General features: G+C 38.3%; 17 protein-coding genes. 3 read left to right on the top strand and 14 right to left on the bottom strand.

Annotation, left to right across the window (positions count from 1 at the left end; translation table 11 throughout):
• Window positions 1-206 precede the first annotated feature (206 nt).
• Genes DS2_RS04815 through DS2_RS04805 form a run of 3 tightly spaced genes read left to right on the top strand, consistent with a single transcriptional unit; the run spans window position 207 to window position 3,710 of the window.
• Window positions 207-1,505 carry a DUF5935 domain-containing protein gene (locus tag DS2_RS04815; protein WP_035013525.1) on the top strand — a complete coding sequence of 433 codons (1,299 nt, stop codon included), beginning with the start codon at window positions 207-209 and terminating at the stop codon, window positions 1,503-1,505.
• Entirely contained in the window at window positions 1,477-2,664 is a 1,188-nt protein-coding gene (locus tag DS2_RS04810; RefSeq protein WP_081754191.1) for a glycosyltransferase family 4 protein, read from the top strand. The genes DS2_RS04815 and DS2_RS04810 overlap by 29 nt, the downstream gene beginning before the upstream one ends.
• 2 nt (window positions 2,665-2,666) lie before the next feature.
• Window positions 2,667-3,710: a polysaccharide pyruvyl transferase family protein gene (locus tag DS2_RS04805; protein ID WP_035013523.1), complete on the top strand. Its 1,044-nt coding sequence runs from the start codon at window positions 2,667-2,669 to the stop codon at window positions 3,708-3,710.
• Window positions 3,711-3,774: 64 nt separating this feature from the next.
• Here the strand turns inward: DS2_RS04805 and DS2_RS04800 are convergent, their stop codons facing one another.
• The 14 genes from DS2_RS04800 to DS2_RS04735 form a co-directional block, all read right to left on the bottom strand.
• A complete protein-coding gene (locus tag DS2_RS04800) occupies window positions 3,775-5,235 on the bottom strand; it encodes an oligosaccharide flippase family protein (protein WP_035013522.1) in 1,461 nt (486 codons plus the stop codon).
• 100 nt (window positions 5,236-5,335) lie between these two features.
• Window positions 5,336-6,013 (bottom strand): sulfotransferase family 2 domain-containing protein, encoded by a 678-nt coding sequence (locus DS2_RS04795; protein ID WP_051479629.1) that lies wholly within the window; start codon window positions 6,011-6,013, stop codon window positions 5,336-5,338.
• A 50-nt stretch (window positions 6,014-6,063) separates the two neighbouring features.
• Window positions 6,064-6,990 (bottom strand): polysaccharide pyruvyl transferase family protein, encoded by a 927-nt coding sequence (locus tag DS2_RS04790; protein WP_152537542.1) that lies wholly within the window; start codon window positions 6,988-6,990, stop codon window positions 6,064-6,066.
• 6 nt (window positions 6,991-6,996) lie between these two features.
• The gene (locus DS2_RS04785; protein ID WP_035013520.1) at window positions 6,997-8,319 is read right to left on the bottom strand and encodes a glycosyltransferase; all 1,323 of its coding nucleotides are present in this window, start codon (window positions 8,317-8,319) and stop codon (window positions 6,997-6,999) included.
• Window positions 8,320-8,343: 24 nt separating this feature from the next.
• Complete coding sequence (locus tag DS2_RS04780; RefSeq protein ID WP_035013519.1) at window positions 8,344-9,237, bottom strand: glycosyltransferase family 2 protein; 894 nt, start codon at window positions 9,235-9,237, stop codon at window positions 8,344-8,346.
• A 9-nt stretch (window positions 9,238-9,246) separates the two neighbouring features.
• The gene (locus DS2_RS04775) at window positions 9,247-10,620 is read right to left on the bottom strand and encodes a hypothetical protein (protein ID WP_152537541.1); all 1,374 of its coding nucleotides are present in this window, start codon (window positions 10,618-10,620) and stop codon (window positions 9,247-9,249) included.
• Window positions 10,610-11,722 carry a glycosyltransferase gene (locus DS2_RS04770; RefSeq protein ID WP_035013517.1) on the bottom strand — a complete coding sequence of 371 codons (1,113 nt, stop codon included), beginning with the start codon at window positions 11,720-11,722 and terminating at the stop codon, window positions 10,610-10,612. The genes DS2_RS04775 and DS2_RS04770 overlap by 11 nt, the downstream gene beginning before the upstream one ends.
• Window positions 11,706-13,622, bottom strand: a complete 1,917-nt coding sequence (gene asnB, locus DS2_RS04765; RefSeq protein ID WP_035013516.1) for an asparagine synthase (glutamine-hydrolyzing) — start codon at window positions 13,620-13,622, stop codon at window positions 11,706-11,708. The genes DS2_RS04770 and asnB overlap by 17 nt, the downstream gene beginning before the upstream one ends.
• Before the next feature lie 20 nt (window positions 13,623-13,642).
• The gene (locus tag DS2_RS04760) at window positions 13,643-14,731 is read right to left on the bottom strand and encodes a FemAB family XrtA/PEP-CTERM system-associated protein (protein WP_051479628.1); all 1,089 of its coding nucleotides are present in this window, start codon (window positions 14,729-14,731) and stop codon (window positions 13,643-13,645) included.
• Window positions 14,728-15,723, bottom strand: a complete 996-nt coding sequence (locus tag DS2_RS04755) for a polysaccharide deacetylase family protein (RefSeq protein ID WP_035013515.1) — start codon at window positions 15,721-15,723, stop codon at window positions 14,728-14,730. Before DS2_RS04755 ends, DS2_RS04760 begins: the two co-directional genes overlap by 4 nt.
• Window positions 15,723-16,856, bottom strand: coding sequence for a glycosyltransferase (locus DS2_RS04750; RefSeq protein ID WP_035013514.1), 1,134 nt, complete (start codon window positions 16,854-16,856; stop codon window positions 15,723-15,725). The genes DS2_RS04755 and DS2_RS04750 overlap by 1 nt, the downstream gene beginning before the upstream one ends.
• Window positions 16,853-17,809 carry a glycosyltransferase gene (locus DS2_RS04745; protein WP_035013513.1) on the bottom strand — a complete coding sequence of 319 codons (957 nt, stop codon included), beginning with the start codon at window positions 17,807-17,809 and terminating at the stop codon, window positions 16,853-16,855. The genes DS2_RS04750 and DS2_RS04745 overlap by 4 nt, the downstream gene beginning before the upstream one ends.
• 3 nt (window positions 17,810-17,812) lie before the next feature.
• The gene (locus DS2_RS04740) at window positions 17,813-20,305 is read right to left on the bottom strand and encodes a hypothetical protein (protein ID WP_051479627.1); all 2,493 of its coding nucleotides are present in this window, start codon (window positions 20,303-20,305) and stop codon (window positions 17,813-17,815) included.
• A gap of 15 nt (window positions 20,306-20,320) precedes the next feature.
• Window positions 20,321-21,385 (bottom strand): GNAT family N-acetyltransferase, encoded by a 1,065-nt coding sequence (locus tag DS2_RS04735; protein WP_035013512.1) that lies wholly within the window; start codon window positions 21,383-21,385, stop codon window positions 20,321-20,323.
• Window positions 21,386-21,489: the final 104 nt, after the last annotated feature.

The following is a 21,489-nucleotide window of genomic DNA, read 5'->3' as shown; positions in this document are numbered from 1 at the left end:
GAAATTAAATAAAAAATATTGCACCCTTATTAAACAAATCTTTTAACGTTGGAAAACTCCAAAAAATAAACGTAAATTGTTATATGGGACAACTATTTAAGAGCTAGCATAATGGATATTGGTGTCGATTCAGGGGCTTTATTAATTCATGTGTTTGTAATCGTTTATGTCATTCGCAGTTTCCTCTTAGGCGAGGATCAAGATAAATGATTACAGACTTGTTTTACACTATAATAATATGCCTTATGATTTGGTTTGGCTGGTCCAGGCCTTGCGTTGCGTTAGCTGCGGTATTGTGGGTCGATACAGTAAAACCACAAAACACTTCTTTTTCATTCCTCAGTGGAAAGCCGTTGTCTCTAATCTTAACGGCTTTTTTTTTCTTTACACTAATTGTAAACGCTAAAAAACTCAAGAGAGTTGACAACAAGCTATTTTATATTTTATTTCTGGCATTCATGGTTTGGGTGACCCTATCCCACCTAAACGCACAACATCCCACTATGTCAGCTATCAAGTACGATGTTGTAATCAAGACTTTGTTCTTAATGTTTTTCATACCCTTTACTATTTCAAGTAGAAAGGATTTTGAATATGTATTATCAATCTTATTCATGGCTTCCACTCTATTTATAACAATAGCAGGGGTTAAATCCGCTATGGGTGGGGGCGGCTATGGTGTTTCTTTAATTGGGCTTCAGGGATCCGGTTTCATGTACTCCGAGGGCAGCATGCTTGCTACGTTAGCTGTTTGCGTAATCCCGCTCGCATTATACCTAGCAAATTATAGCTATCTGTCGGACAAGAAAATATTCAAATATTATTGTTATTTTGTGATTTTTTGCTCCTTGACGACCCAAATTGGCACACAAGCGAGAACAGGGCTAGTGGTTTTGGGAATCTATCTACTCCTTCACTTGTACTACACACATCAAAAACTAAAAGGAATAGCTTTTTTGTTAATACTAGGCTTGGTTGGCTCACAATTTGTGACCCAAGACTGGTTAGACAGAATGCAAACAATCGATGAAGGAACCACAACAGAAAAATCTGCCGTGGGCCGAATTGTAGTTTGGCGATGGACATTTGACTATGTAGCAAATAAGCCAATTCTTGGAGGCGGGTTTTATGCGTATTTAGACAATGCTGGAAAACTCGATCGATACGGCACGGAAGGAGAGGTTATAATTTCACAAAGAGGAGCTAAAGCCTACCATAATATTTACATAGAGGTTTTAGCTGAAACAGGCTATGGTGGTCTATTAATATTTCTTTTGATAATAGCCCACACTTTAATTTTAAATACTAAGAACTACCCACAGCAAGAAGCTTGGGAAACTCATTCTTCAAGTGCTTTGAAAACGTTCACTTTACTCTATTGTGCTGGTGGGATGTTCATAAATGTTGCCTTTTATCCATGGCTTTACATTCTTTATACTATCTCAATCGCTAAAGACAATTTGATAAAATTAAAAAATGATGAAAACCAAAAGAATAGCTATTGATGCAAGGTTTATCTTACGTAAACAAAGGGGCATGCCTCTTTATACCTTTATGCTTTGTAAGTTATTACCAAAAATCTTATCTGAACATCAATTTTTTATTCTGATAAATAAAGGGTTTGAACACAATGATAGCCCACAAAACTATCAGATTAGGCTTGACGAAATATGTCAATCAAATAATACCACTATAATCAATGCTGATGCTGAAGATGAAATAAGTTGGGAACAAACCATATTACCTAAATTGTTGACTCAACATGCCATTGATTTAATACATATGCCAGGCAACCGTGTTTGTTTAAACACAGATGTCAAACAACTAGTTACATTCCATGATGCGATGGAGTGGACAAGTTTAAATATGTTCTCGCCTGCAATTTTTAAAAAAGGCCTTCGAGATGCCATCTACAGCATCAGGATGAAGTTATATAAGCACGCTATTTATGCTAGGGGCTCTAAAAAAGCAGACCATATACTGACTATCTCACAATACGCGGCCAATTCTTTAACCGAGTGTTTTATTCACATTAAAGACAAAATTGATTTTGTTTACCACGGTATTCCCGAGGGCTTTGAAAATAATGAGCAAGCAGTAACGCCACAAGATAAGCGCAAAGGCATACTAATGCTAGGTGGCGATAGTTATCAGAAAAACCCAGAGAATATGATCCGGGCCTGGGCAATGTTATCTGCGCCATTACGTGAGCAATACCCATTAACTATATCTGGGTTCACCGGTGGTGATGATTCAATCTTAATGAAAACCCTAGTTGCCTGTGGGGTAAAAGATGAAGTAAAAATTCACGGCTGGGTAACTCATGAGCAATTAATCGATTTTTTTGCAAACAGCACCTTGTTACTTTTTGCATCACGTGAAGAAGGTTTCGGTTTTCCTCTATTGCAAGCAATGAGCTTAGGCACTCCTGTTATTTGCTCCAACGCTGGTGTATTAAAAGAGATAGGTCAAAATGCAGTTTTATCAGCTGATGCAGAAGACTATAAAGCGCTTAGTAACAATATTGAACTAGCCCTCACGGCCCCTGCAATATGGCAAAACTTGCAGGATAATGCTGTTAGGCGAGCCAAAGATTTTAGCTGGCAGATTACCGGTGATAAGATCGCAAAGGTTTATAACAAATTATTAATGGAAGATGTGTAAAAATGAAGTTACCTTCTTTTCTCCAGTGGCGATATGACTTATACCTGTCAGAGCATATTGATTTGTATGGCTCGTTACCATTTTACATCAGACAAAAGCTCAATAATGCCAAGCAAATTGAGAATGCCAAGGTTGCTTACATTTATGCAAATAAACGAAATGTTGGTGATTATATTTCGTTTTTAGGGATAAAAAGTTTAGTTAAACAACCTGGTGCTGAATTATTTTGCTCACCCGTATGGAAAAAACACTTTGATAAAAGCATTGCCGAGATTAAACAAAATAACCCTAGTTGCATACTCGTTATAGGCGGTGGTGGTTTATTACAGCCAGTATTTAAGCCTTTTTGGGATACAGTGTTAGCTTCCGGTTTAAGATATGTCCTGTTTGGCATAGGTATCAATAAAATGGCTGGTCGACCTGAATTCGATGATGACTACCTTGCTCAAATAATCAATCAAGCTCAGTTAATTGGTGTTAGAGACACTTATACCGAACAACAAATTCAAAAGGTTGCGCCAAGGGATATTCATATGGGTATCTGCCCTTCAGTGGGCTATGTAAATGAGCTTTATAAAGGAAATTCAGGTCAAACCAACACCCTACTCCATATGTATCATCCATCAGACCTTCGCCTAAAAGGTGTGGAACTCGATGACTTAAGGGTGTCTATGAAACAACTAGCGGATAAAATGGGCCTAGAATATCAAGAACACTCAAATATGACTTCCGATCATCAAGGTATGCTATTGAAGCTATCTAAAGCTAAGGTTGTGGTCAGTTCTCGTTTACATGGATGTATCATGTCTTATTCGACAGGTGTGCCTTTTGTGCCACTTTATTGCGATGAAAAGATTAAGTCTTTTGTCCAAACTCATACCCAGGTATCAGGTGTTGAACCACAACAGATGAATGATATCGAGTTAGCAGTTTCTGTAACTTGCAGAGCCATTTCAGATCACATTGAACAACAATCAATAATAGAACAACAAGTTGCCCACAATCAGTTATTTGCGGACCAAATCAATAATCTAATTAACTCTTAGCACTAAGCTCATCTCAATTAAAAACGCTAAATTGCTTTTAGCGCTTTTTACAGATACCTATTAGCTAATTATCGGCTGACTTTTTAAACTTAGCTCTAATCACTCGGCGAGCGAATGCTATCACTTCTTTTAAAATCCTGTGTTTTTGGAAAATAAATAGTAAAACCAAACATATAAATATATAACTGGCGAAGTAAATACTACTCCCGATAATTAAGTGAGCAATACCTTCACCTTGTATTAATTCAGATAAATAAACCGATAAGTAGCAAGCCGAAGCTAACTGACTAAATATAAATAGCAAACTAAAAATAGGTAGTCTAAATCGAACAAAAGAAAATACGATTAAAATGCCAAGAGTGAGAAATGAAAATGCAATTCTGTAACCAATAAACTCTTCAATATTGCCTGTAAAAAAGAAAGTGAATAAGCTCAGTAAGGCACTAAGTGTGACCATATCATAGATGGACAACAATTTAACATCACCATTGGAAATTAGTCCCTGCTGGATAAAAGTAGAAATTGCAAACGTTATAGTAAAGACCGATAGCAAAGGTAAAAGGTGTGAAAATACTAACCATTGTTCACCTAAAAATATCGACACTAAGTCCTGATTAAAAACGTGCAAATAACCAATTACAGGTGTAATAGCGAATAACAAAATGGTTAACACCATAACTACGTGATCGCCAAGATGATCACCTCGGCGTTTGATTTCAGAAAAGCTCGCTAGAAAAACATTGGAAACAGGGGAGATAATTTCTCGGCTCGGTAAATAAGATAGATTCCTCATTAAGCTAAATCCACCAAGCTGATCTGCACCATACAGCTTACTGACAAAAATGATATCAAACTCTGCTCTGATGTAACCCAAAATAGAACGAAGAAACATCCATAACGAAAAGCTCATTTGTTCTTTTAAACGGATTAACGAAAACTTTATTGGATAAGGCGCGTAATAATGCGACAGCAAAGTCTTACAGGTATACGCGGCCAGAACGCCATAAACCATCGCCCAATACGTCTGCAAATAGAATGCCAAGGCAATGGTCACAGTAAAGCTAACAACTCGATCAATCAATAAAATTTTAGAAATAATGCCATATTCAAGGTCCCGTCGATGCAAGAATAATTTAGGACTTCCAACAGCGGATATCGGCAGAACCAATGCCATCACTCTGATCGCGGCTTCTGCTTCAGGAGCATTTAAAAAATCTGCTAGAACAGGTGCAGAGAAAAGTAAAGCAACAAATAAAACGAGTTTAGATAAGATTGATATGGTCCATGCGGTGATAACATCTAACTCATCTAATGATTTTTTTTGAATGATATATTGCTGTGTCCCTCCTTCTGACAGAGTATCAAACAGGAAAACTAGCATTGTAGCAATAGCCACAATACCAAAGTCTTGAGGTGTTAGTAATCTCGCTAAAATGAGTAAACTAATAATACCAACACTTCGTTGGAATAAGCGAACTGCAAGCACTAAAGACGTACTTTTGGCAACCTTGGAGGCTAATGTCAAATATTAATTACCTTATACACTTTCAAAGTGTACTGAAAAAAATAAATCTAAGTAAAGCTTTTACATCTTTAAATTAACATTACTTAATAGTGATATGTTTTTAGATATCATAACTAAAGAGCTCAATATCTTTTTCGTAAATTTTAGCGATAGCGTCAATAGTTTTAGTTGAATAAAACTCAAGATAGTTCTCGTGTTTAGACTGATTTAAATGATCAATATTGATTACTGTTCGAAGCTTTTCTTGAACATAAGTGATATCCTCACTAATATTTTCTGTTTTTCCAATGAAATTTACAATAATTGCGCCAGTTTTATCACACACATATCTATATTGAGGTTCGAAAATCAAATCCTCTTCGTCAAAATCAATATAGCTCAACCAGTTCAAAACAAAATTATCGAAAGACTCAAAATATTTTGATTTAAAAATAGAATCATTTCTAGGTTGTACTAAATTAGTCCCTCCTTGTTTAGCAAATTGATATGCTGATACTGCTCTGCTCCAAGGGTTTCTAGTGAAAGCAAATGAGAATAGCTCTTCGAATTGAGAACGTGATACTTTTTGATAGAAATCCGCTTTTCGATGCCCAACATTTCTTCCATACAAAGACCTAGCAATACTTGTTCCTGCAGCTTTAGGTATATGGATAAAAAGGCTCCCTGTATCAATAAAATGAGGCCAAAATACCTGAGATTCACCCCGGATTAAATCTATTTTGTGTTGAAAAGAGTTTGGTAAATGTTTTCTATAAACACGGCCTATTAATGATTTCACTTGAAACTATCCTTTAATCTAATAAAACATTTTTTTGTAAGCAGTTATTGCTAATTATCGACCCATTCTACGTTATCGAACTTACCTAGAATTGAATATTCATAAATGGCACGTATTTTAAAGTAATTGTTAGCATGTAATTTTACATTTTTACCTAAACAAGCAGCTCCAATAGCAATGTGTAAGCGATTAGTGTGCACCTCTTCATACGCGTTAATTTCGTTTAAAAAGTGATAGCAAGATAATGCTGCTAAATCTTTTTGACATGAACTCAACTCCAGCACCGCAGACAGATCAACATTTCCCTCAGGGACAACATCTGATGTTCTCTCGACATCAACACGAAATGCCTTAAGCACTTTGTCATTCTTCTTTCGTCTTTCTGGAATGGTCTTTAAGAACGCTTTGTAGCTCAAATACCCCTTAAGGCTCAAACCAAAATCATAATCAGACTGGCCCAACAGACGTGATGTAAACTCTTTAACTAAATATGGCAAAAAGTTTACTTTTGGCTCTTTAGCAATAAATTTGCTGTGATCAGATTGAAAAACAATATCATCGTGAAGATATACATGTGCGTTAGGACTTGTCTTATTAACATGATCGTAAGACACTCTTTCACGACAAATAATATGGGCATTTGACTTTAAAGAGGCTAATAATTGCTCTGCACCAAAAATGGTATGAGGTAAAAACACTAGGTTTTTCGCTGTATCTTTGTACTTTTTGACAAACTGACCGGCACGGCTTTCTTCACCGCCAAAATTACCACCACCGCCATACATGACGGTTTTACCAGTAGCATCAAAAGATGCATCCTTAACTAATTCATAATTCAAACCAATTTTGTCAAAAAATTGAAAAGTGGCGCATGCAATTAGTGAGTCACCTGCATTACCAGGGTTTGGATAAAAATATACGTTCTCTTCAAAAGACTTTAATAACTGCTCTAATGAGTCTAAATTTAATTCCATCATTTATCCCTAAGATTTTAAATTGCTTAATAATGTTTCGTAATCGCGCTTAAACTGCTCTCGATCACTTAAATCCAAATAGTCCATTTGGTGTAATTCATTCACTTTTACAACCATATCTTTTGACCAATTTCTACCAATAGCACGTTCATTATTGGAAATTTCTTTATTCATGATTGCGGCTGCTTCAATACAACTACGGTTGTTGATGACATAATCACGTGGAGAGAAAGATTCATGGCGAGTTAGTAAATCTTTCACTTTAGCTGCTAGTGTATCTTCACCAGCAAAATCACCTGTCTGCGGATTGATAAAGTCATAGTGCTCACCATAATTGTGATTTTCTCTCATCACAACAATAGTGTTACAGAACATCCCCTCGATAATAGCACGGTTATTCCCCTCGAACTTAGACCAAAGTACGTTAACTTTACTGCGGTTTAATAAGGCAGAAACCTCTTGATGAGTGATTGATTCATAGATAGTTAACCAGTCTTTTACCCCATAAAACTCAGCCAGCTCGACAATCTCATCTTGCGTCATATCAACAGGATAACCAACGAGAGTGATCTTAGGTGTCACCCCTAAGCCCTTTAATTTTGAGATGGCTTTAAAAAAAGCACCATGACGTTTAAATTTCGCCCAAGCGGCTACCATGATAATGTCAATATCACGCTCAACATTATGAGGTTGGAAGTTCGTATGGTTAACAAACCAACTCGGACCGATTTTTAACGGTTTAATTTTACAATCCAGCGCTTGGATAAAATCGAGATCACGCTTCTCATAACACATTAGATAAACACTATCAGAGGTGTTTGCGTATGAGAGAATACTCACTTCACAAAAACCAGCCCAGCTTGGTTCTAGGATAATGATGTAATCCTGACTGATTTTCTCAATATCGTAAAACTTTCTGAAAAGTAAAAAGTAGTAGCTGTAGTTAAGTAAAATCACCCCTTTTTCATTATTACTTGGACTTTTAAGTACAGTCACAATGCCATCTAACATGCGGTCGGGATGTTCAATAAATTGCGCAGTATTGGATAGAGGCTGAATATCATCAATGGCTAGTTGCACCAATTGCTTAGCATTATCAGTGTCGTTAAACGCCTTTTTTGCCCAATAAACACCAAAACTAAAACTGCCCTTCCAACCAGTGCGATAAACACTTGAGACAATATTAAAAGCATTAAGGCGTTTTCCCATAAGTGAGTGTGCAAATACGGCTAAATGAGCAACTAAAACAAACGGAAATTTCCATTGATTATGATCATATTTGATCAATTCAATTAACTTCTCTTTCAGAATTTTTATTTTTAATTTATTCATTTCAAGTTTCTAATAACTGGATTTTTAAAAGGTTATATTAGGTTTATTTTTTACTGAATTAAGTAGCGTTCTTACAAAGCGCTTAACTAAAAGCAATTTAAATCGACCAATATTCATAGCATGCCATGCACAATGTAATGCAAAACGACTATCGCCGGCATCTTCGGCTAAGTAAGAACAAATGGTGTAAGATTTTTCTTGGGCTAGTTTTTTTAACGAATGGTTGTTCGATACATTCTTAGTAAATGCATGTTCAATTACCGCTAAATGAAGTGGCAACATTTTTCTTGCTTTGCGGGAAGTTGACCCCTGGTAAACACGATATTTAGCAACTGGCTGTTCTACGTATGAAATCGGGTGTTTAAAAGCAATATCGAGCCAGAGCTTCCAATCTTCAAGCGCGGCTAACTTCTCGTCAAAGCCTCCCGCATCAATAAAGGTTTGTTTATCAATCAGAATTGTCGAAGTCGTGATAAAATTTTCAAGAATTAACTTTTCAAAAATTGAACCACCTGATTGTTCAGAAAGATCCAATCGAGTCACCTTACCCGATTGCTCTTCACCAATGTAATACGAATTACAATGAGACCACAAATGGCCATTCAACTGCTCATATTGCTTTGACAGTTTATCTGGATTCCAAAGGTCATCAGCATCTATAAAAGCTAACCAATCACCTTTTGCATGTTTAACTGCATAGTTTCGGGCATATGAGACGCCAGAGTTAGTAATATCAAAAACCGTAATTTTATCTTGGTAATTATTTAAGATTTTTAACGTATTATCAGTCGAACCGTCGTTAACAACGATTATTTCTAGGTTGCTATAATCTTGTTCTAGTACACTTTCCAGTGTTTCTTCTATATATGCTTCCGCGTTGTATGCTGGAATAATTACGGAAATAAGTGGCAGGCTCATTATATTACTCTATATGTTCAGCTTGTAAGTGAGTATTAGCGGAGGTCTAGCAAATCGCCGCAACGTATCCCCGCTTCGAAAAGATAAAAATAATCTTTTATTTTCAGTATCATAAGCTCCACTTGACGCTAATAGGTCATTACCAACTGGTACTTCGAAGTATCCATAATCGTAAGGCCTAACTTCAAAAGGTTCCATTAGCCCCAACCTCACTTTAAACAAGTCATAAGCATCCCACATCCAATAATAGGAGCCATGGTCATTAAAGTCCCTTGCGCAAGACCCACCACAAGTGTTTGTAGAGCCTGAATTGAGTTGCTTAATTTTGTAGCCGACTCCCGATTTATGCCCCCCTGACTTCCCAATAGTTACATAAGCCCTTGTATTTGGGGCAATAAATCCAATTGCCGCACCACTCAAAACAGTCCATAAGTCATTATTTAACATTTCATTATTTAAAATAGCGCGCGTGCTAACATCATCCCCATAAAGTTGGTCTAACTTTAAAAAATTCTTTAGTGGGAAATCTAATAGACGCACAGATGGAACGTGCCTAGCTTCACTGTAAACCATATCTGGTCTTGGATAAAATGCAAACGCACTTGGGCCTACGGATAACCGCGAAATTATAGAAGCATAAGGTTGATTACCCAATATGTGACTGCCTCCAAGCAAGTCCTGCCAAATTTCAGGTATTGGCGTAATCCAACCGGAAGCCCTAGCTGCCCCTTCTATTTGATATGGGCCTTTAATTTCACTTGCAACCATGTTGTGAGCATCCGTGATCACAATAGACGTATCAGCTTCATTAGCATTAGCATCATACCAATTTATATAATTTACTATTAGCGATCGGCCTAATTTACCAATGCCTGTAATCCTGAAAAATCCGTCTATACCAGTTATTTTTTTTGATGCTACATCGTTAGGATTATAAAACCGAAAATAAGGTTGCCTTGAGGTTTCTACAATTACGAAGTCTTGAATATTTTTTGACTTTACAATCTCAGGCACTGCAAACTCGATAATGGAGCCATATTTAGGATTTCCACTAATAAATATGGAGTTGCGTATTGAATCATAGGTCATTACGCCATAAGAAAAGTCAACGTTACTAAAATTATCACTTTGAATGAGATTTTTCGGAGAAAGTCTAAACCCCCCTTCATATTCAAACATTTTAATATCAATTAAAGGTAGCTTCTTAGCTGTTGCAACTTTTTTAAGTGTGTCACAAACATCACGCCCATAGATAGTCTTGATTTTTTCATAAACTTCAAGTTCAATTGCATTGTTTTCAATAATACACGCGAATGCTTGAGTTGATAGTATACCCAGAAATAAGAACACGGTGAATACAAAATTATTTAGGCTAATCATCATATTTTTGCTTGTAATTAGAACACATCTTTGCTGAAAAAAATCTATTTTCGAAGTCTACATATGCGTTTCGTGAAAATATTAAGTATCTTTCAAATGAAAGCAAGTATTGAATTCTATTCCGAAATTCCGCAGGCTCATTGCTTGGAGATACCTCTCCATTAAAACCCTGCTTGATAACTTCAGGGTTGCCGCCTACATCCGTAACAACGCAAGACTTTCCCAAACTCATCGCTTCTAACAAAGTCATTGAAGTTCCTTCAGACAAAGAAGACAGTAAAAATATATCCATCAATGCAAGATATTTCGCTGGTTTAGGATCATAGCCTGGCATTATTACTTTATCTTGAATGCCCAACTTAGCAATTTGTTTTTCAATATTATCTCTTTCTTCACCATCACCGACAATAATTAAAACTGTGTCGGGATGTTCTTTTAACACCATTGCAAACGCATCCAACATCATTTTATGGTTTTTTATGGGATCTAGCCTTGCGATTGTCCCTAATACTTTAGTACCTGGTAAAATAGCCAACTTTTTACGTAAAACTGTAACTTCTTCTTCGTTTACTTCTACTGGCTTAATACCATTGTAAATAACTTCAATTCTGCCTCTTGGTATATTTTCATGCTCTACTAGCGCTTCTTTAGTCGCTTTAGAAATTGCTGTTATATGATTCGTAAATTTACATAAAATAGGGTTAACAAGCTTACGCTTCCATGTGCCAAAATCTGGGTAAAAGCGCCCATGTTCAGTAAATATCACTTTGGTTTTAGTAAACATAGCGGCAATACAGCCGTAAACCCATGGTGTATATTGATGGCAATGCAATACGTCAATTTTATGCTGTTTAAGGTGCTTTCTGATTTCGCCAATCAAATTGCTATCAAAACCAGGTTGACGATTACAACTAGTAATTTGAACGCCATTCTGTTGTAGCTCTTGCCCCCAAGGACCTAAAGGCTCTTCAATGCAATAAATGCTGTGAATTAAGGATTCGCTAGCACTACCTTCAATTATATTTTTAATCACCATTTCAGTACCACCTATGCGCATATCATAGGTTAGGTGCATTACTCTTGTCGGTTTATTCTGCTGTGACATACTCATCCCACCACATTTGGAACATCAACAAGCTCCAAAGCACTGCACCATGGTCATGTTTGGTTGATTGATGTTCATCCCATAATTTTTTAATTGCGTCGGCTTTAAAATACTTAACTAAACCTGCATTATTGGTCAATAGTTTATCTTCTGCTATCTGTTTAATTTCATTTCTAAACCAATCTGCCAGCGGCACACTGAAGCCCATTTTTTTTCGATATAAAATTTCATCTGGCAATAAAGGTTTAAATATATTCTTTAAAATATGTTTTTTATCGCCTTGATTAAACTTGTATTCGGACGGTATGTTAGCCGCTTGTTCAACCACAGTATAGTCAAGCAATGGCGCGCGCACTTCTAACGAATTCGCCATACTCATGCGGTCGGCTTTAACTAAAATGCCACCCGGTAAAAAGGTTTTTAAATCAGTGTACAGCACTTTAGCTAAATGATCTGGGCCATCCGCTTGGCTATATTTGTCTAAAGTAATTTTACTCGGGTGATAACCAGCTAGCTCTGCTGAGGTTTGTTCATTAACCAGACTTAACCAAGTTTTATCCGTTATAAATGCATTGGAGTAATAAAAGCCCATAGCAGGGTCTACGGCTAAAGTATTTAACAATGAACAAGCTTTTCTTCCCACAGTACTTCTATTAAGCAGTGGAGTAACACTGATAATTTTCGCTAAACTTGGTGCTATGTTTTTGTTAAACCAGCTAGGAAAGGCATCACGAATTTTATTCTCTTGGGCGTCTACCGCGTATTTTTCATAACCGGCAAAAATTTCGTCGCCACCATCACCAGCCACGGCAACTGTTACTTGTTGGCGTGCAAGCTCAGATACAAAATAAGTTGGAACAAGCGAAGGGTCAGCAAATGGCTCGTCAAAATAGCGCACAATTTTGGCTAAGTTGTCTTTAACGTTTTGATGAACAATAAATTCATGGTGGTCGGTTTGGTATTTGTCTGCAACAACTTGCGCGAATTCGGTTTCATTAAATGCTTTAACATCAAAACCGATTGAACAGGTAGTCACTGGTTTCGCTTTGTCGCCGTCTTGCTCCTTGGCAACACTAGACATCAAAGCAACTATGCCACTTGAGTCGACACCACCACTCAAAAATGCGCCCAAAGGTACATCTGCTACCATACGTGTTTTAGTACATTCAGTAACTGTTTTAATCAGTTCCTGTTCGTGTTGTTTGATGTCAGCATTATCTGTATTGGCAAAACTAACGTCCCAATATTGGCGTTTATCTAACTTACCTTGCTGAAAACTAATGCAATGACCAGGTTCCAACTTGTAGATATTTTGATATATGGTTTTTGGATCTGGAATATACTGGTAAGCAAAAAAGTCATAAACAGCGTCAGTTCTAATTTCTGTTGGTATTTGTGGGATTTGTTTCAGCGCTTTAAGCTCTGAAGCAAAAAAGATGTCTGTACCATCAAAATAATAATATAAAGGTTTTTTGCCAAGCCTATCACGCGCAATAAACAGCTTTTGTTGAGCCTGGTCCCATATTGCAAAAGCAAACATCCCATTTAAATGGGCTAAACAGTCTTCACCATATTCTTTGTATGCAGCAATGATAACCGCAGTATCGGTTTGATTAGCAAACTCATGGCCTTTTTCGATCAGTTCAGCACGTACCGATTGATAGTTATAAATTTCACCGTTAAAGACGATAGATACTTGCCCATCTGCAGAATGCATTGGTTGTTTACCCGCTTCAGACAAGTCGATAATAGATAAACGTCTATGGCACAAACCAACATTGTCATTGACATATTCGCCATGCGCATCAGGCCCGCGGTGTGCGATTGTATTGCCCATTTGCACTAATAGCTCTGTATCACCAGAGAAATTAACTCGACTAAACCCTGCTATTCCACACATGCTAATTCCTACAAAAAAGGCTACAAACTAATATATTTTCTAACTTTTGGGCCGACAGTTTCTGTAACTGAGAGCGGCAACTTGCGCCAAATGTTTTCGACCCGCGCGCGCATTTTACCTTTGCCTGTTGCGGTTGTTTCCGTATTAATACGCTGACCACTTGCGTTAAGCTGACACCAGTCTAATAATTCAGGCTGTGCGCCCCACTGAGACTTAAACCGATAAGTGCCTTCATTAAACGTTGAGCGACCAAAATCAAAACTACCTATATTGTGATCGGAAACGTGCTTTAACAAAGTCCAATACAACAACATATTCGGCGCAAGACGGTTGTATTCAGCCACAGTAGAAGCCCAAGGGATACAAGCTTTATTGCCGCAGGTTAGTACTATGCCTGCGCCAACCACTATGTCATCTTTATACACAAGGGCGATAACTGCATTTTCCCCATAAAAATTCAATATACTGTCAAACCAAGCTTTACTATGCACAGGTGAGCCTAAATCACGCATGTTTCGGCTAATCACTTGATAAAAACCATCAATAAATTTTTGTTCTTTATTGTTGGCAGCTGATATTTCAGCAGTTAAACCGTTTTTTTCCGCTTTGCGAATTTGGCTACGCAGTTTGCTTTTAAAACCATCCCATAAAGCCTGCGAACTTTCTGGTAGTTGCAGCAGCATTCTGACTTTTTTGTTATCTAAATCAATTTGCTCTGAAACTGCACTGTCGTAATTCACTTCTGTCGCACGATAGTCAATGAATTGCTGGTTATTTTGCATTAACCATTTGCCTGCTTCAGCCAACAAAGCTTGTTCAACCTGTTTGTTGTCGGCTAATACCCCACCTAAATCACAAAAAGGTAAGCTGCATAATTGTTGTTTTGTAAAAGGCTTTTTAAACTGAACCAGAGGTAACACACCAACAATAGTATTTTGTTGAGTTGCGATTAGATAATAAGCTTTATGCAGGTATGCCTGCTCAACCGCTAATCCCCAAGCAAACATATGGTAAGGTGTAGCATTTTTATGCTGCTTAACATATTCATCCCAAGCAACTTGTTGCAGATTGGTCGCTAGGTTAATTTCTATTTGTCCAAGGCTGCTCATGCCTGCTCCTGTTTAAACCAATCTGCGACCTGTGAAATTGTCATGCACTCCACATCAGCATTTTGTTGCAAATACTCAAACACAGGTTGAATGCGCTCAACTATCGTGTGCGCACCTTCTCCATCACGCATAAAGCCTGTTGAGCTTGTCAGTAAGCTCGAACTGTGCAAATACATATGAAACACTTTTTCATTACGCTTCAGCATACTTTTAACTAAACAAATCATATCCTTGGCTGTAGACAGCTCTGGGCATAAATAATGTTTGCGCAATAAACGACTGTGCCACGCTACACCTACAGGCCTCAGCCATTGCAAAGCAGGCGTTTCTATCCAGTTGTGAATTTTATTGCTCAAGGCAAAGTTTGCATGATTAAACCCAACCGACACAGGAATTTGTAAAATATCCCGCTGCTCTCCCGTATTAACCACATTGTCAAAGTCAGGAAAGTAAGGGTAAATAGGCGCTCCTTGGCAGGTAAAAAATTTATGCCTATAGTAGGGATAAACACTGGAGTCTATGTCATATCCAAACTTCACCAGCAACTTTAATACATCGCCAGAAATACCCCAGCGACCGGTACGAAATGCTCGTGGATGTGTATTAAATACAGTTTTCAGTTTGTCAGTTAACTGTTTTAGCTTGGCTTCAACTTGCCCTATTGGCAGGTTAATCACATGCGATTCAAATTCAGTGGTTTGAGCATAATATGGGGGATTGCACCAAGGATGAAGATGTGCAGCGATTTCACCTTTTCCGCCTGCAACTGCACTGTTCAATAAATCAACACTGTTAGGATCATTTGCAACAGCATAATCTACAAAGTAACTTGGTTTAATGCCCAAACCTTGGCAAAAATTTTGAAATGCTGGGATTTGTTGTACGTTGTCGACCGAAAAGTCTTTTTGTGGAAAAGGCCCTGACCAGTCCCACTCTTCTTCCGTGTCTACAGAGATAACAAATTTAACTTTTGGTTTGTGCAACGGCGCCATTAATCAAACTGTCCATTTTCCATGTTTACAAACAGCTGATAATATTCATCAGCCATACGTTTACCAGAATAGTTTTGGTATACATATTCACGCGCAACATCGGCATATTTTGTGGCTAACACGTCGTCGAATAACAAGTTTTCCCAGTATTGGGTTAATGTTTGTTTGTCACCAAGTGTCGCCAGTAAACCTGATTTTTGATGCTGAATCAGTTGATCAATACCCGCTATATTATATGCAGCAACCGGAATGCCCATTGCCGTAGCTTCCATTAAACAGCGCGGGATGCCTTCTAAAGTAGAAGTCATCACAAACAGGTCAAAACTTTGTAATAGCTCTAACCTGTCATCACGAAAGCCTAAAAATTCGATTCTATCTTTATATTGTAGGTTCTGTGTATAAGCTTCAAGTTCAGCACGCTGATCGCCGTCACCTAATAGCGATAAAGTAATTTCTGGATATTTTGCGGCTAAATCATTAAAAATATCTAAAATATCAAAAATATTCTTACGGCTGATCATTTGGCCAATAAAACCAATGCGCTTAGCATGACCACTAGACTTGAGCGGGTTTTCTCGCTGCCGCTGAGCTTCAACTTCAGATAAATCAACGCCGTTTTGAATATATTGCAACTTATTTGGTTTGACCCCCATGCGCAATACATCATCACATAAAGCTTTAGACAAAGGCGCCACCACATGCGCAAACTTCATTGCTTGGCAACCTAGCCAAATAAAAGCTCTTAATTTAAAATCTTTTGCATTTTCAAAACCATGTGGCGTTACCACACAGCGGATCCCCGCCTTTTTTGCAACTCGAACACCTATAATATCTGACTTATAGCCATGCGTATGGATAACCGTATAACCTTCGCGTTTAACCAATTCAACCATGCGGTCAATCACCGCTAAATCAAATTTGTTTTTCATTGGTACTTCAAAGGTCTTTAAGCCAAGCTTTTTATATTGTTTAACCAGTTCTAAATCATGCGTGTTCGATTCAAGCGTTACGGCTAAATCACATTGCACTTGTTCAGGCTGCAAATAACGAGCAAGCGCTAAAATCCAGCGTTCGGCGCCATAAAACCCTGTTGGGCAGATAAATTGTAAAACTTTGATGGGTTGGCTTGTCATTGTTGTTTTAACTCCACCGCTTTAATCACCCCACCAAACGTACCTACAATCCTTGCGGGGAAATAAACTAGATAAAATTTTAATATTTGCCAATAGGATACCGTATTTGACGGCAATTTGTATAACCTAAATGCGTAGATAACAATTGGTAATAGCGCAGCGGCTATACACCCAACAGCTGCATTTACAGAAATAAACAATAGGCTTACGACTGCCATCAATGCAAAAAAAGCAATCCATACAGGTACAATGAAGCTCGGAATTTCACTGAATGGGATATTACGGCCTTTAATCGATTGAATATTCGATTGACCTCGCCAAATTTCCTTTTTGTACATTTCGCCGAGAATTTTATCTTCACCCAAGTGGATATACGTTGCGGCCGACGAGTAAAACAATTTGCCATGTTTGTGCACTTGGTCGGTAAAGTAGTAGTCTTCACAAGTAATCAAATGTTCGGGGAATTGCCCTGCTGCAAAAAACGTTTCACGCGCCAACAATAAGTTACGGCCAGGCAAAAACCTGAGGTTGCAATCTACATCCGCATTACTTAATGCGGTTCTAATTTTTTCTAGCGGTGGCGCGCTGTCATTGCACTGCTGCATAGCACTCACGAGCACTCTATCGGGTGCAGAATTAAGCTCTGCGAGCATTGCTTTAATCCAATTACTCGAAAGCTCAACATCCGCATCTAAAAAAGCGAGATAATCACCTTTTGCATGGCGTACCCCCAAATTGCGCGATGCTGATATAGTTTTATCTGGCGTTTGAAAAACCAACTTGGCAGTACGTCCATCACCTGCCGTCAATAGGCCATTGTCCAAGTCCTGATTTTGTGTCACCACTATGACTTCAAATTGATCGCCTGCAAAATCTTGCTGCCAAATGGAAGCAACGGTTTGAGCTAACATCTCAGTTCGCCCTTTATGCGGAATAATAAATGATACTTGCATAAACTAGCACGCCTCCTTAGATGACTTTCCAAGTAGTTTCGCAACTTTAGCCGAGCGTTTGGCCAACCAATTTAATTCACGCTTAACCGATATTTTAACTAACCTAGTTACAGATAATTTCAAAAGTCGAACAATTTTAGTTGAGGTTTTATGCCAGTTTGGCTGTTTATAACTGCGGACCGCTGCAAATTTTTGCTCTGGTTTATGCAGACTAAAATATTCAATCACACCATGATTTTGCATTAACAACACTAAAATACGCGTATATTCTTGGTTGTCATCTTGACTCAGCGTATCTGCAACATATTGGTAAAAATACAAAGCTTTGTGCCAAAATTTGTTTGCCATATCAGACTCTGGCGCATAATAAGCCGCCAAAGCGAAAATATTGGCTTTACGCATATCTTGTGCTGTCCATGTCTGATTTGGGTATTCTAATATTTCAGGTTTTTCTAGATACGGATATTCGTTTTGCTCCATCCACAACACATAGTGCAACAAAGCATCCCGCACATAATAAAAACTTGTGTCGAGTTCTTGCGCTTGCTCTTTTATTTGCAAATAACGGCAAGCGGCTTGCAATAAAACAGTATAAAACCAAGAATACTCTACATTGCTTAGCTCTCTAATGGATAGGTCTTCGTTCGGGTGAATGGTGTTTTGTAATACGTCAAATGCCTTGGTTAAGTATGATGAGTCATTTGTCAGTTGATATGAGTCCAATAACGCATTAACAAAATTGCCAACCCCTCGGTCTAAAGGATATTGACCTGTAACTAAATTCGTATAACCTGCCTGCCCTGCATTTTTAACCGCTAACAAAGCTTCTAATAACCCACCTTCACCATCGTAAATATGGCCAATCCATTGGGTTAAATTCAACACGGCTTGTTTAGAGCTTTCATCACCCGTTAAAAAGTAATGATACATAAGCCCTGTCGTATAGCAGTGCTGTCCCCCTGGGCCACCGCCACCGGCATGGTCCATGTATGCGCCCTGTTCATGATGTTTGGAGTAAGTCCTGTGCGTTGCAGTTTTAGCAGGCAGATAATGATCAGTGTGCCAAAACAGTCCATGGTTATATTCGGCTTTATCTAATTCCGTATGGTAGATGTCAATATCTTTTACATGCTTAGCTAAATCTTGCGCCAGCTCTAAATAACGTGAATCTTGTGTTAGTGTCCATTGGCGGAGAAAACCATAAATGGGATCGTACTGATTGTTATAATGTGAAACAAAGATGTCATCTCCAGTATAACCATCCGTTTCATGGTCTGCGTATAAATCTCCGAAATTTCGCCAACCATACTCATCGACGACTTCACGCTTGGCAAAGAAATTACTTTCACCAGCCACACTCAATTGAATAATTTTTTCAATTGCTGAAGGTTTATCTGGTCGAGCTAAATTTGGCCACACCTGACAGTTTTGAATATGTTCAAAATCAACTTTAACTGCAAGACCTTGACTGGCAAAATCAGTAGTGTTTTGCTGGTTGTAACAGCTAATAAACAAACTGGTTTGCTCACCAGCTTGCAGTTCATGTAAATATTCACATTTTGGCAATAGTTCAACTATTACCTTGTTTTGTTCAACCGCCAGCCCTTTCGGGAAATGCTGCCAAAATTGCTGCGGCTTAATGGTAAATTGCTCAGCGCAAGCCACTTGTGGATTAACCCTTGCGTTTGCGAGGTTTTGTATATCACCATTAGCATAAATCAGCTGTGCACCATTTAGTTTATAGGGTATTTGTAGGTTTTTATCCAAGTGAACTGGGCTTGACCAATTTTCACCGCCACTTGCCACCTGCACAAGCCTCAGCAAATTGTGTGGTGTTTGCTCTATTGAGTTTTCCGTCAAACTCAATTGACTCGGCAACTGTGCAAATTCGACGTGACAAAATTCAATATCGAGTGATGCGCTGTCACCTAAGTCCCATAAACCACCTGAGTGGGTTGCCGCTCGAGCATTAAGTAACTTAACCGCATACAAACTATCACCCGTTTCCAAATAACTTGTTCGCAGTAATTCAATTTGTATATTTTCATCGCCCGGCCATTGAAACTTTGCTTGTTGGGTAGACGTTAACTCTGTACTTTCAATTAGTTGCCACTGTGCAGACGATTCAAACAAAGGCTGTTTGCTCACTTGCAACTTTATGCCGACAGCAACGTCAGCCTTATCTACAGTTGTGATTTTTTGTTGCTGTCTTTCTTTTTTAGGTTCACAAATGACTACATTGAGTTGCTGTTTTTGATTAGCATCCACGTTGGCTAAAAATGCAATCTGCAACCATTTAATACTGCCGTCCGGCCAGTAACCCAAAATCCGCTTGCTGCACCGAATCGATCTTCCTGTTTGTGATACCAAGTCAACGTATTCAGCGTTGGGGGTTTGACCTTGAATAAATGGGATTGAAAATTGGCAGGGTTGTGCTATTCGACTCACCCCGAGGTTTTCTTCGATTGAAATAGCAATATTAAAGCTCGGGCTCATGAAACTGATCCATATTTATTTTCTAGTTATTATCTGCTTTATCGACTTCAGTGCGTTTATGACTGCTAGCTTAAGTTTAGGCTTAGACACAACATACATATGCTGCTCAGTTTGGATATTGGACAACGACGCTTTATACCTAGCCTCTCCAGCTAAAAAGTCATAAATCTTGTAACCTAATCCAGCAAAATAACTCATCGCATAACAGTGTGCAACTAAGCCAATTTTGTGCTTATCGTCAAAACTGTCGTAATTAACTGCACCTAGGTAAAAATATACACGTTTATTCTGTAAAAAGTAATAATAAACCGCTGCAACTTGCTCTCCGACACTGAACTGTAGCAGTCGCACACTATCATTAACGACACCAAAACGAATAACCCTCTGATGGAATTCGACAAAGGTAGGATTTAAAAACCCGCTGTCGTGCCAGCGTTTTTGGTGATGCAACGCTGCCCAATCAAGCATATCAAACGCATGTTGCGAATTTTTGGCATTAGCTAGCTCAACGCCCCTAGGTAATTTTTTAATCGCTCTTTTGATTTGTGAGCGGGTATTTCGAGAAAAAGCTGCGAGCAAATTATCAATATTTGCATAACTTGCTTCTAGCGTTCGAGCATAACTTGGTGAAGTAAGCTCTTGCTCTAGCTTAAAGCCGGTATAATCAATGTCAGCGAGTTCATAACTCATTGCCACAATCAATTCGTCACTGCTCGATTGTTTGAAACTCGCTAGCAACGCTTGCCAAACTTGCTTGCGATACTCTGGCAAACAGATGACATCATTCTCTTCAATCCAAACTTGGTCACGTACTTGCTGACCAGCACGGTGTAAAAAAAGCTGACATTTGTATATACCATAACGAACCGTTTTAGTTTGCCGCAGAGCAAACCCACCTATCGCTTCATCACGAATATATACACAATAATAAATTGCGTCTGGCACCATTTGGCTCCACGCATGCATCCAATTTACCGACAGAAATGGGCTGATTGGCGTAGTTTCTGTTATGCGTTTAACCATATTTATAAATTCGTTGCAGCTAACAGTACGAATCTGCGGTAGAGAAGTTTTATCCATTTAAAGTGCAAGTCGCTTGGTGTTTTTCTGCTCGGTTTTAGCTTCAATCAAATTGCTTAACCTCGTATACTGATGAACATTATTACATAAATCAAAGAATGTGT

It is taken from the genome of Catenovulum agarivorans DS-2, assembly GCF_000568405.1.
GTDB lineage: Bacteria > Pseudomonadota > Gammaproteobacteria > Enterobacterales > Alteromonadaceae > Catenovulum > Catenovulum agarivorans_A.
Note: the sequence above shows the minus strand (reverse complement) of the source record. Positions and strands in the feature narration are given on the sequence as shown.